At 42.5% G+C, this 13,645-nt stretch carries 10 protein-coding genes; 7 read left to right on the top strand and 3 right to left on the bottom strand.

What is annotated here, in order from left to right; translation table 11 throughout:
• The first annotated feature begins 197 nt into the window (after positions 1-197).
• The 6 genes from QO187_RS11700 (at position 198) to QO187_RS11675 (ending at position 5,067) form a co-directional block, all read left to right on the top strand.
• Positions 198-1,274: a triacylglycerol lipase gene (locus tag QO187_RS11700; protein WP_102094285.1), complete on the top strand. Its 1,077-nt coding sequence runs from the start codon at positions 198-200 to the stop codon at positions 1,272-1,274.
• A 46-nt stretch (positions 1,275-1,320) separates the two neighbouring features.
• A complete protein-coding gene (locus tag QO187_RS11695; RefSeq protein ID WP_102094284.1) occupies positions 1,321-2,427 on the top strand; it encodes a lipase secretion chaperone in 1,107 nt (368 codons plus the stop codon).
• A gap of 400 nt (positions 2,428-2,827) precedes the next feature.
• Positions 2,828-3,313, top strand: a complete 486-nt coding sequence (locus QO187_RS11690; protein WP_102094283.1) for an META domain-containing protein — start codon at positions 2,828-2,830, stop codon at positions 3,311-3,313.
• A gap of 360 nt (positions 3,314-3,673) precedes the next feature.
• A complete protein-coding gene (locus QO187_RS11685) occupies positions 3,674-4,645 on the top strand; it encodes a PD40 domain-containing protein (RefSeq protein WP_102094282.1) in 972 nt (323 codons plus the stop codon).
• A 68-nt stretch (positions 4,646-4,713) separates the two neighbouring features.
• Entirely contained in the window at positions 4,714-4,875 is a 162-nt protein-coding gene (locus tag QO187_RS11680; RefSeq protein WP_082624551.1) for a DUF2256 domain-containing protein, read from the top strand.
• 45 nt (positions 4,876-4,920) lie between these two features.
• Positions 4,921-5,067 carry a DUF2256 domain-containing protein gene (locus QO187_RS11675; protein ID WP_102094281.1) on the top strand — a complete coding sequence of 49 codons (147 nt, stop codon included), beginning with the start codon at positions 4,921-4,923 and terminating at the stop codon, positions 5,065-5,067.
• 81 nt (positions 5,068-5,148) lie between these two features.
• On the opposite strand, the gene QO187_RS11670 is transcribed toward QO187_RS11675, so the two are convergent.
• The 3 genes from QO187_RS11670 to metH form a co-directional block, all read right to left on the bottom strand.
• Complete coding sequence (locus QO187_RS11670; protein ID WP_102094280.1) at positions 5,149-6,684, bottom strand: hypothetical protein; 1,536 nt, start codon at positions 6,682-6,684, stop codon at positions 5,149-5,151.
• A 613-nt stretch (positions 6,685-7,297) separates the two neighbouring features.
• On the bottom strand, positions 7,298-8,227 hold the full coding sequence (locus QO187_RS11665; protein WP_101204954.1) for a bile acid:sodium symporter family protein: 930 nt from the start codon (positions 8,225-8,227) through the stop codon (positions 7,298-7,300).
• 208 nt (positions 8,228-8,435) lie between these two features.
• The gene (gene metH, locus QO187_RS11660; RefSeq protein ID WP_371548439.1) at positions 8,436-12,092 is read right to left on the bottom strand and encodes a methionine synthase; all 3,657 of its coding nucleotides are present in this window, start codon (positions 12,090-12,092) and stop codon (positions 8,436-8,438) included.
• Positions 12,093-12,811: 719 nt separating this feature from the next.
• Between metH and QO187_RS11655 the strand changes: the two genes are divergently transcribed.
• Entirely contained in the window at positions 12,812-13,366 is a 555-nt protein-coding gene (locus QO187_RS11655) for a fasciclin domain-containing protein (RefSeq protein ID WP_057758533.1), read from the top strand.
• Positions 13,367-13,645 lie beyond the last annotated feature (279 nt).

The raw sequence follows: 13,645 nt of genomic DNA, 5'->3' as shown, positions 1-13,645 counted from the left end.
TGAAAATAATTGCTTTACAGCTTGGTAAGGGCTTATATGACTCATTAGTCAGACTAATATATTCATATTTTGACAAATTAGTTGAATGTTGCAGGATATATAAGTAATGTAATTTTGCCTGCTAACGGAATTAGCAGCAATTTTTACTGTAGTTGTGCAGTAAAAATAACCAAATCAATGATAACAAGGATGTTGTTATGACGCTTTCTTTGTACATTCGTGCAGCTCTCACACCAAAGACATTGTTACCAATACTGGGTTCAATCAGTGCTGGTGTGCTTCTAATGACCATGCAAACCACTTCTGCTCAAGCTGCAGGACAATACTATAATTGTGCCAATGCTAACGGTTGCAAGTTGGTGGACAGTAAATATTTCACTTCTAGTTACACTAAAACTCAATATCCGGTCGTCTTAGCACACGGGCTTGGCGGCTTCACAACGCTATTTGGAGTCATTGACTATTTTAACGGTATTCCAGAAGACTTGATGAAAGGTGGCTCAGAGGTATATACCACCAAAACGTCAGCGGTCAATAACAGCGAAGTTCGAGGTGAGCAACTGCTACAACAGGTCAAGACCATTGCCGCGATTTCAGGTGAGTCTAAAGTTAATTTGTTTGGACACAGTCAGGGCGGTATAGATATCCGTTATGTCGCTGGCGTCGCGCCAAAGTACGTGGCTTCAGTAACCGCGGTATCAAGCCCAGAGCAAGGATCAAAAACCGCTGATTTTGTTAAAGATGTCCTTGAGCCAAATAATACTTCTGGACAGCCATCTAATGTCACCACCCAGCTAGTATCAGGCGTGTTTAATCTGATCGGTGGCTTTACAGATATTGGTTCTGGTATCAGTTTCAATCAAATTCAACAACAAGATGGCTGGCAAGCGCTCGTGGCTCTATCGACCGATGGTGCTGCTAAGTTCAATGCCAAATTTCCTGCAGCAATGCCCAAAAACTACTGTGGTCAACCGACTAGTACGGTGGTCAATGGCATCAAATACTATTCGTTTAGTGGCGTTGGGCAAATAACGAGCGCACTTGATCCTAGCGATTATCTATTAGCCGCAACGGGCGTACCGTTTGCAGGTGAGTCTAACGATGGATTGGTATCTGCTTGCTCAAGTCGTCTTGGCTATGTGATTCGTGATAATTATAGAATGAACCATTTGGATTCCGCTGATCAAGTCTTGGGTCTGACGGCATGGGGAGAGTCTGAGCCAAAATCTATCTATCGTACTCAGGTAAACCGTCTGAAAAACGCCAACCTATAAGCTGAACTACAAAACAAGAATGCTCATTAATTGAGAAATATCGTTTATGTCAAATAACCGCCGTCCAACCTATGCAACAATTGCTATCATCGCTGTGGTTATCATTGCCACAGCGGCGGTTATTTTGTGGTTCAAGCCTAGTAATGATGTAAATTCAGCTTCAATCAAACCGTCCGTCTCCGATAATGAGACTAACGAATCAGTGACAACTGAGTTGGCTGCGGAACAAGTCGTGAAAGCTACAACGCCACCCAGCCAGTCTCAATTTGTCACAGGATTAGAAAATTTACCACGCTCATTAAAGGGTACCCAGATTGATGGTGAAATCATCATCGATGAAAATAAACAGTTGGTCGTCACTGAAGGTCTGCGGCGTTTGTTTGATTATTTTCTATCAGCCCTAGGTGAGGAAGAGGAAGCGGTTATATTTGCCCGTGTGGAGAGTTATATTCGCCATCACACACCAGAGCCTGCCGCTAGCCAAGCGGTCACTATTTTTAATCAATATGTTGCTTACCTTAAAGCACTTCCTGAGATAGAGAAGCGCTACGGCAATCTGCAATTACAGGCGACCAAAAGTGGTGAGCTAGATTTGAACGCAGTTGCCCAACAAAAACAAGACATCGCTAATCTACGTCAGCAGTACTTTGATAAGCAAACTATTACAGCATTTTTTGGCGCAGAGGATGATTACGATAGTTATAGTATAGAGATGGTCAGAATTGACCAAAATAAGCAAATGTCTGACGCACAGAAACAAGCTGCCCGTCAGGACTATATTAGTCGATTGCCAGAGAATGCTACTAAAAGCAATATCATGCAACAAGCCAATATTAGCGAGTTGATGACTCGCACTGAACAGATGAAAGCTCGCGGTGCAACGCCCGAGGAGTTATATAATATGCGCCGAGAGCTAGTAGGCGCACCAGCAGCAGAAAGGCTGGCACAAGTAGATCAAGAAGACGCTAATTTTGACCAACGCTTCACCCAGTATGAAACTCAAAAAAATCGCTTATTAATCCAAGGTGTCGATGCCGCCCAAGCGCAAATTCAAATCAATCAGCTTGAACAGCAATTATTTAATGATACTGAGCGTAAGCGTCTGGATGGCTATGCGGCATTGCAACGACAGCAAGCTGCCAATAATCCATAATTACTGTCACTAGCTATCATCAATAGTTATCGTCAATAACAATCAATAACAATCAATAACAATCAATAACAATCAATAACCATCGTTGATACGGATGGACAGAGTGAGCAAAATTATAGTTAGCAGCTCATTTAGGTACTGGCAAGAGCAAGTAGCTAGATATTTGCAAAGTAGTACAAAACGTATTCCGAATAACTACCCAGTTTATGATGACACCTTCCTGTGAGTTATGCACAATAATGTCATTGTTTAGAGCATTAAATAAAACAATAAATGAATCATAATAAGTCCGAGCTTTTACTATGTTTATTAGAGCTTATCGTTTGTCTATTAGCGCTGAGGGCTCAAGCAGATAGTGTGTTTAGTAAAAGTATCGGGTGTAATAAAGCGAGGAGTTGAAATGAAGAACATGACTAAAGTAATGATGGCCGCGACATTGGCAGTTGGTACACTTGCTGCGGGTTGCCAGACGACGAGTTTACCTGCGCCAGTTAACCAACCAATCACTGCAGATATCTTGCAAGCGCACAACTGGCAGCTCGTTGATGCCAAACGTAGCAATGGTGATAAAGTAACGCAGCTATTTTTTGACCCAGCCAAGCCATTAACTTTAAATTTTATGAATGATAACGGTAGAGATTACGTGGCATTTATGAATACCTGTAATAGCATGGGCGCTGGATATAGCGTTGCAAATGGTGAAGTCGAGATTAAAAACGGCATCAGTACTATGATGGCATGTCCTGAACCGCAAGCTAGCTTTGATACTGCTGCCTTAGCTACTGTAAAAGGTAAATATAGCCTTAGTAAGAATGCCAACAATGTGCCTATTTTGACTATTAAAAATAATGATCAAGTCGCTTATTTTAAAGCCGTTGCGAAGTAGCTTAATAATTGAGTAAACAGTTTGACTGGTTCGTAAACTTAAACAATTGTAACTACTTTTCTAGAGTTGCTCGTCTGAAGTTACTTATTTAAAGTTACTTATTTAAAGTTACTTATTTAAAGTTACTTATTTAAAGTTACTTATTTAAAGCTACTCTTCTTGAAACGCAACATGCCTCGCTATCAAGTGGGGCATTTTTTTATCCAAAGTTTGACTCAGTTTAGGCTACACTAGAGCCATAACCCTATAATACCTTTGATATCGTAAGATATTATCTATGGCGTTGAGTCTGCAACAGTGACGATAGTTTTTTAATTATTCACAATACTTTTATCATTAGGATCTATTGGATACCGCGCTATGTTTGAAACCATAAAAGTCATTACTACGATAGCTATAGTTACCGTCCTCACTGGCTGTCAGACATTACCTAATACTTCAGTAAAAAAGCCAACCAGTACAGTCGAGACCAATCCGCTGACTGCACGTATGCCAGTTATTGATCGCCGAGGATACATTGCCTATGTAGAAGAGCAGGGCGCAGGTACGGCAAAAGTATCGACCCTCTATAGCATTCGTCCTGACGGTAGCGCTCGTCAGCTAATTGATCAGCTTAATGGCTATATCTATGCGCCAGCATGGTCGGCAGACGGACAACTGCTTGCCTATAGCAAACAAGCCCCGCGTGAGCATCCCAAAATTTATATTTATGATCGTAGTAGCAATACGCGCAACCTAGTGGTAAATGCTGAAGGCAGCAATATGTCAGCGTCATTTTCACCCGATGGTCAAGATTTGCTTTATAGCTCTACTGTCGGTGGTAATGCTGATATCTATAAGATGCGTCTGAGTGATGGTAATACCCAGCAGTTAACGACTCTGCCGAGTACAGAGGTACAGCCCAGTTATGCTGCCGATGGCAAGAGCTTTGTCTATACCAGTGATAAAGTCCGTGCTGGACGACCGCGAATTTATCGTTATGACTTCGCTACGGGCAATGCGACAACTGTATCAACAAATGGGTATGTGGCCAGTCCTCAGCTTAGCTTAGATGGTCAGCGTATGGCTTATCTAAATGGTCGCAAGGCGGCTGTCATGACCTTGATGACTGGGCAAGTGGTCAACTTGGCAGAAACAGGGCTTGATGAACCCGCACGTCTATCTCCCTCTGGCAATTATGCCGTCTATCCAACTCGCCGTTTGAATGTGGGCGGGCAAGTAGCAAGCCAAAATGGTGGTAGTCTAGTTATCCATTCGCTGTCAGGTAATATCAGCTATGCCATTAGCGGTCAAAATGGTGGAGTCGTACGCTCACCGATATGGGGTCGTTAGTGTATTAAACGCATATCGAAATTCTAATACTTAATTCAAAAATAAGATAAATCTGAGGATAAAAAAGTATGGCGCACAAAAAGAAGAATGTCCGCAAAAAACTTTGCCCTGTCTGCGAGCGCGAATTTAGTTGGACTAAGAAGCTTGATAAAAACTGGGAGAGCATGGTCTATTGCTCAGACCAATGTCGCCGTGTTAAAAAGTACGAAGGACTGGATCATCAAAAGTAAGATGTCACCACAATACAAATAGTTAGAAGTAGATGGGAGCAAATAATGGCACATAAAAAAGTAAATCTACCGCAAAAAACTTGCCCCATCTGCCAACGCCCATTTACGTGGCGTAAAAAGTGGGAGAAGGATTGGGAGCAGGTGATTTATTGTTCTGAGCGGTGTCGGCGGGGTAAAGTGAAAAGTGATTAACCCAAATTAAAAAACTCAGCCCATCAATGGATAAGCTGAACTTTATTTATATGCTTTTATTTTTCTAGGGTTGTTTGATAGTTACTGACGATCAAAAACTACCGTTTCACCATCGTCATTTTGTACTTCCATCTGATCTTCATAGCCGTTAAAGGTGAGTGTGTTACCCACGACTTTAACGTTCATCTGATAAAAAAATGATAAATCACCATCACCATCGCTATACAGTGATTGTCCAAGAGTAAATAGATCATTGTTACCTAAAGTATAGAGATTCCATTCCATACCAGAGGGTGATACAGTATCATCGTCAAAAGGCGGCTTTTCATCCACTTCGATATGGAAAAAAGTCTGATTATCTAAGAATCCGACCAATACAAGCTCGTCATCTAACTGACCTGCTTGTGCCTTCCAGATACCTAACTCATTTTCGGACTTGGCTTTAACGAATGTAAAGGACTCATTATCGTCTATGATCTTATTGTCGTTATCGTCTACACCTAACGTCAGTGTATCACCAGAGACTTGCACCGTTCTTAGCACATCATCTGACAAACCAGAATCGTCGTTAGCGTCATAAATAATTTTATCAATGACCAATTCATCATTGGCTTTTAAAGAGTATTTACCCCACTCAATACCATTGTCTTCATTTCTTGATGAAGTAGGGCCAGTCACTTGGGTTTGTACATAAGTGCCATCGTCTAAAAAGGATAAGCTTACTAGCTCTTCGTTACCCTGCTTCATTTGCCACAGCCCTGAGAGCATTTTGGAGTCTACAACGGTACTAGACCCGTTTCTTGAGAACATAAACTTCTCGTTATCGTCTATTACCCCGTTTTGATTGTTATCAACCTCAATGGTAAGATCGGTGTCACCAGTCACACGCGCGTAACGGGTACGCGATTCTGATAATCCAACTCCATCATTGTCGTCATAAAACTGTGTGGTTGTTAACGCTTTAGTCGTAGTGTTGATAGCATAAGTACCCCATTCCATGCCATTTTCGGGATTGCTGGTTAAACCAGTGTCATCCACTTGCACATAGATATAAGTATTGTTTTCTAAGAAAGCCACTCCGACTAGTTCATCTTCATCGGCATTATCAAAGCTCCAAGATCCTAAGATGCCTTCAGGTTTGACCTCTGAGAATCTGTAGATTTCATTACTATCAATGATACCATTGTCGTTTTCATCGACTTCGAGGATAAGCTTGCCATTCACTACTTTAGCAGAGGGATTGGGAGCGTCTGATAATCCAGCGTTACCGTTCTTGTCAAAAATAGGTGTAGCGGTGAGTTTACCTGTTTTACTATCAATGCTATACGTTCCTGACTCCATACCATTTTCAGGGTCACTCTTTGAGCGACTGGCATTGACTTGAGTCTGTACATAATTACCGTCATCTGTAAAGACAATCACTGATAAGTCGTTACCAGCATCGTCGCTACTCCACATTCCAACGATTTCGGTATCGATATCCGGCTGATCAGGTTGTGTGATATCTGGTTGATCAGGCGGCGATGTTGGTGATTCATCAGAATCAGAGTCTTCACCACATCCTTGTAAAATGAGTGCAGTTGTTATGGCTAATAGTGCTAGTTTAAATGATTTCATTTTTATCGCTCCTTGATTTAAAAGATAAAATCTTACTTAGCTCAAATATCAGTGCCCCACACCCCCTTATTATTATATTTTAAATAAAGAATATATAAATTGTTATTTACGAATATATCAAACATTTTTTGGTTAATCCAATCCAAAAAGTATTTTTTAAATGAGTGAAATAGGAAAGTTGGTTATCAAAGGAGTGGGACACGAAAGAAAAAGGGAATTATTAAAACTAAATTGGTTAGCGAAATCCTACAAGTAGGACTGATTGAGAGAGCTTTCTGTTTTGGATATTCATAGGTGTGAGATAGTGAGTGGTAATAATATATATTTAGAAGGTATAAAATATACACAATAAAATACCATCACTTTTTCTACTACATTTTTTATGGCATGAAATAGATAGAGGAGATGGTATATTTAAATTCTATAGCTACATGTATTTTTCAGAAAATCATTGCATAATAAATCATCTAGTTTTATAGATTCGAATTTAACCGCTTCTCAGCCGTTTTCATGTCCCAGTCTTTACGCGACATATAATTCTCTAACTGATCGCAGCTTGTCTTACCGACATTGAAATGTTTACTCTTTGAATGCAAATAAGAGAAACTATGGCTTACTTAGCATCTCTTTTAGCAAAAATATTCGCAACCAACGCGCCACTAAAGTTATGCCAGACACTAAATATCGCACTAGGTAAGGCCGCGACAGGATTGAAATAAGTTGCCGCAAGGGCAGCGCCCAGACCAGAGTTTTGCATGCCTACCTCTACCATAATGGCGCGGCGTTGTTTCTCCGTAAAGCCGGACAAACGAGCGATTACATATCCTAAGGTATAACCCATCATATTATGTAAGGCAACCACGATAAATACGATAGCACCGCTGTCTAGAATAGTCGCTTTAGATACTGCCACCACTGCCGCTATAATAATAGAGATACCCAATACCGACACCATCGGTAATACCTCGGTGACGAACTCGATCTTTTTACCCAGAAACTTATGAAAGATAACACCCAGTAATATGGGCAAGATAACGATTTTCGTAATGGTCATCATCATACTGGCTAGGTCGATGTCGATCAGCTGACCAGCAAACACATTTAATAGAATCGGGGTCAGAAAAGGCGCAAGCAGGGTAGAGATAGAGGTAATCGCCACACTCAATGCCACATCACCTTTGGCTAAGAACGTAATCACATTACTAGAAGTACCACCCGGGCAACAACCTACCAAGATAACACCGACTGCGATTAAAGGATCAAGGTTGAAGATGACCGTTAATAGGTAAGCGATCAAAGGCATGAGCGTGAACTGTGCTAATAGCCCTACCAGTACAGGCTTTGGTCGTTTGACAATTTCTAGGAAATCTTCCGTTTTGAGTGTCATGCCCATCCCAAACATAATGATGCCAAGTATGGGAACGATTAAAAAAGCCAACGAGGCAAAAAATTCAGGAAAAATAAATCCCAAAACAGCACTGACCAATGCCCAAATTGCAAAAGTTTTGCCAATCCAACTAGAAAGTAATGCAATCTGATTCATAGCCTATCTCACAAAGACAATAATAATAGAATAGACAATAATCTAGCATGGTTATTGTTAGCAAATGATGAAAGTATTTTGCTATGAACGTAGCGATAAGTTTGCTGATGGTGGGCAAAATAGACTGCCATAAAAAATGGCTTACCCATATTAAATGAGTAAGCCAAAAAATAACTATCAGATTTCTATCACTTGATTAGCCAATCGACTATAAATTTGGATTTAACCACTTCTCAGCTGTTTTCATATCCCAGCCTTTACGCTCAGCATAACTCTCTAACTGATCACGACTGATTTTTCCGACGTTGAAGTATTCACTGTCAGGATGTGAATAGTAGAATCCGCTGACCGATGACGCAGGCCACATCGCATAGCTTTCAGTCAAAGTCGTACCGATCGCATCTACTGTACCAAGCCAGTCAAACAATTTGCCTTTTTCGGTATGCTCAGGACAGGCAGGGTAGCCAGGTGCAGGGCGGATGCCGACATATTTCTCTTTAATCATCTCATCATTGGTGAGTGACTCGGTCGGCTGATAGCCCCAATATTCTTTACGAATTAGCTCATGTAGATGTTCGGCGAATGCTTCGGCTAAACGGTCAGACAGCGCCTGTACCATAATGGCATTATAGTCATCGCCTGCTGTTTTGTATTGCTCAGCGAGTGCTTCTGTACCGACGATTGAGACGGTAAAGCCGCCCAAGTGATCGGTATGCGTCTCTGATGGCGAGATAAAGTCTGCCAAGCTAAAGTTTGGCTTACCACTTGCCTTGTCGCTTTGCTGGCGTAAGTGTTCAAACTGATAGGTTGGGTTGCCGCCATCAGCAGGCGCATCGTCATACACAGTCACAGTATCTGCGCCAGTACGGCGCGCGGGCATCAGTTTAAACACCCCTTTGGCTACGATTGATTTCTCATCAATCATCTTTTGTAGTAGCTCTTCTGCATTTTCAAATAGATCGCGAGCCGCTTCACCAACCACATCATCTTGCAATATTTTCGGGTATTTACCAGTCAAACCCCAAGAGATAAAGAACGGTGTCCAGTCAATATAAGGTAGCAGATTCGCGATTGGATAGTCATCCAATATCACTTGTCCTAGTTTATTTGGCACTGGTGGCACATAGGTTTCCCAATCATACTGAAAGCCAATCTTGACTGATTCGGCATAGGTGACTTTGGCAGCTTTTGGTTGACGCTTAGCCAGACGCTCACGCACTTTGACATACTCTTCGCGTGTCTCATCGATGAGCGCTTGACGGTGTTCTTTTGATAGTAATTTGGTCACCACACCGACTGAGCGCGAAGCATCCGATACATAGATGACGCCATCGTTTTGATATTGCGGCTCGACCTTGACGGCAGTATGCGCTTTCGACGTCGTTGCACCGCCGATCATCAATGGTAGTGTCATGCCGCGCTCTTGCATTTGCTTGGCGACATAGACCATCTCATCGAGACTTGGGGTAATCAGACCAGACAGACCGATGATATCAACTTTTTCTGCGATGGCAGTATCGAGGATTTTTTCACATGGCACCATGACGCCCAAATCGACGATATCATAGCCGTTACAGCCGAGTACCACACCGACGATATTTTTACCGATATCATGGACGTCGCCTTTGACGGTTGCCATTAGGATTTTACCTTTGACTTCGCCTTCGATTTTTTCCGCTTCGATATACGGGTTTAGCCATGCGACCGATTGCTTCATTACACGGGCAGATTTTACGACTTGCGGTAGGAACATTTTACCCGCACCGAATAGGTCACCGACGATATTCATACCGTCCATCAGTGGCCCTTCAATGACTTCTAGCGGTTTAGGATACTTCTCCCACGCTTCTTTGGTATCCGCTTCGATAAAGGTGGTCACGCCTTTGACCAGTGCGTGGGCGATACGTTCTTCTACCGTACCTTCGCGCCAGCTCATATCGACGGTACTGTCTTTTTTCTTACCGCCATCTTGGTAGTTTTCAGCGACCGTCATCAGGCGCTCAGTCGCATCTTGACCAGTTTCACCTTGATTGCGATTGAGCATGACGTCTTCGATAGCGTCACGGGCTTCTTTTGGAATATCATCGTACAGCTCAAGCATGGCTGGGTTGACGATACCCATGGTCAGGCCGTTTTTGATCGCGTGGTATAAGAATACGGAGTTGATCGCTTCACGGATTGGGTTACCACGGAAACTAAACGATACGTTGGATACGCCGCCTGAGACCATCGCGTTCGGTAGGTTCTCCGTAATCCAGCGCGTGGCATTGATAAAGTCAGCACCGTAGTTATTATGTTCGGTGATACCCGTGGCAACGGCAAAGATATTTGGGTCAAAGATAATGTCCTCGCTAGGGAAGCCCACTTCGTTGACCAGTACGTCATAGCTGCGCTTAGATATCTCAATCTTGCGCTCGTAAGTGTCAGCCTGTCCGTCTTCATCGAATGCCATAACGATAATCGCAGCACCATAACGCATACATAATTTGGCACGCTCAACGAACTCAGCATGACCTTCTTTTAGCGAGATAGAGTTAACGACAGATTTACCCTGCGTACGCTTTAGACCTTCTTCGATAATGTCCCATTTAGACGAGTCAATCATCAGTGGTACACGGCTGATATCTGGTTCGCCTGAAACCAAGTTGACGAAGTGAATCATCGCTTGCTTGGAGTCGAGCATGCCTTCGTCCATATTGATATCGACGATTTGCGCGCCGCCCTCGACCTGATCACGCGCGACATCGAGTGCTTCGGTATAGGCTTCGGTTTTAATCAAGCGTAGGAATTTTTTGGAGCCTGTGACGTTGGTACGCTCACCAACATTGACGAACAAGCTATCAGAATTGATGGTAAATGGCTCTAGACCTGATAGTCGGCAGGCAGGCGCTATCTCAGGAATAACACGCGGTGGATAATTCGCCACGACTTTAGCAATTTGACGGATATGCTCAGGCGTCGTACCACAGCAGCCGCCCACGATATTTAGGATACCTGCTTTGGCAAACCCTTCGAGTAGGGCAGCTGTTTCTTCAGCGGTTTCGTCATACTCACCAAACTCATTGGGCAGACCAGCGTTTGGATGCGCAGAGACAAAGGTATCAGCGATATTTGACAATGTCTGAATATGTGGGCGCAGCGCATCAGCACCTAGCGCACAGTTAAAGCCAACCGATAATGGCTTGGCATGGCGGATAGAGTTATAAAACGCTTCAGCCGTTTGACCTGATAGCGTGCGACCTGACGCGTCGGTAATCGTACCTGAAATCATGATTGGCAACTCAAAGCCAATATCATCGAATACACCAGTGATTGCAAATATCGCCGCTTTGGCATTGAGCGTATCAAAGATCGTCTCAATCAAAATAATATCGACACCGCCTTCTATCAGGCACAAGGTCGCTTCACGGTAGTTGAGTACCAACTCATCAAAGGTAATATTACGAAACGCAGGATCATTGACATCAGGCGATAGCGAGCACGTACGTGACGTCGGACCCACAACACCCGCAACGAAGCGCGGTTTCTCAGGCGTTTTTGCGGTAAATTCATCCGCCGCTTCTCGAGCAATCTTGGCCGCTGTCCTATTTAGTTCTGGCACTAGATACTGCATATCATAGTCAGCCATCGACAGACGCGTACCATTAAAGGTATTGGTCTCGATGATATCAGCGCCCGCTAGCAGATGATCGTGATGAATGTCTTTAATCATGTGCGGCTGAGTCAGTACCAGCAGGTCGTTGTTGCCGCGTACATCTTGGTCGATATCAGCAAAACGCTCACCACGATAATCCGTTTCTTCTAGTTTATAGGTCTGAATCTGCGTACCCATCGCACCGTCTAACATCAAAATGCGTGATGCCATCTGCTCAGTGATACGGGCACGAGCAGTTAGCTGCTGTTCTTTAAAAGGAAATACAGCAGGCGGCGTTAATATAAAGTCATTAGCGGATGAGGAGTTAGAGGCGGTATCGGTATGAGAATCGGTTGGTGAGGTCGTCGTTGGAATCATAGGTGTGCTGCTTATATCGTAATTATTAAAAAAAGAAGGAATAACAAACCAGTAGCGTGCAGAGTCTCACGAAGAGGACCGCAAATTTGCATTATTTTAGCATGAAAAGTTTGCTACATAGGGATACTGCATATTCCTCTTTGGTAATAGATAAATAAGAGAAGAGCTAAGTAACAAAGCAAGGTATTAGAGTCTATTTCATAAAGCAGATACGCACAAATGAATATCATTTCGCTAGGGGCTTACATAAAGCTTTTCTTTTGCAAATGAAAGCCAACGGGAATGCTCAGAAGTCAGACAGAATTTACATCCATACCACAAAAAATTGCGCAAAGTCAGGTTGATAAAGATTGCTTACATGTTAATTTAATTTCAGAAATACAAGGTCTTAGTAAGTCCTACTTATAAATATAGGCTCATTTATTAGCAATAACTTGTATCAAAAGTATCGGTATTAGCAGTGCAGTACAGTGAGCAAATGGCATTAGCAGGCAGGATGATCTGTAAGACAGTAATATCATAGTTGAAACAATACCAACGTCAAAGAAATTCAAATCATTAAGGAAAATGTTATGAAACTTACTAAAATTGCCACCATCGGTACATTGGCCATCTCAATTGCAGGTCTAAGTGCTTGTAATAATATGATGCCAGCAAAGACGGGCGATATGAAAGCACCTATGCACAGTCAGAGTATGGCTAAGATGAATGTTGTACAAATTGCGCAAAGCAATCCTGATTTTTCAGTCTTGGTAGAAGCGGTACAAGCAGCAGGTCTAGTCGATATGTTGTCTGATCCTAACGCCCACTATACGGTGTTTGCACCGACCAATGCTGCCTTTATGCAAGCATTGCAAGAAACAGGCATGACCAAAGCGCAGTTATTTGCTAATAAGCCACTATTGACCAAAGTATTGGGTTATCACGTAGTCGCTGGTGATATGGCTATGTATGCCAAAGACGTAAAGCCTGGTAACGTCATGACCGCAAGCAAAGACACGCTGATGGTAACCAAAGAAGGCAAATTGATGGATGAGAATGGTCGCACAACGAACATTGTGAAGACTGATATCGCTGCCAACAATGGTGTCGTCCATGTAATCGATAGAGTATTGTTGCCTAAATAAGTATTAACTGAGGCATACCAACTGTATTTATTGCAAGACTAAGCAGCCATTGTTTGTGATGATTTCATTATCAGACAATGGCTGTTTTAGACTTTAGAGTTTTATCTATATAAATTCCTATTTAGGTTAGATTTTTAAAGTAAAAATCCGAAAATAGTTAATCGACAGCATTTTGTCTGAAAAATCGTAATAACTGATATGGGCCTTTCCCAAACTTTGTGTAACTGCTTATAATCCAATAACAGGAGAATAAGCAATGACTAAGCAAACTGACATCAA

Origin of the sequence: Psychrobacter sp. Arc9 (assembly GCF_041431295.1) — a bacterium.
Lineage (GTDB): Bacteria > Pseudomonadota > Gammaproteobacteria > Pseudomonadales > Moraxellaceae > Psychrobacter.
The sequence above is the reverse complement of the archived record's forward strand: the minus strand, read 5'-3'. Positions and strand labels throughout refer to the sequence as shown.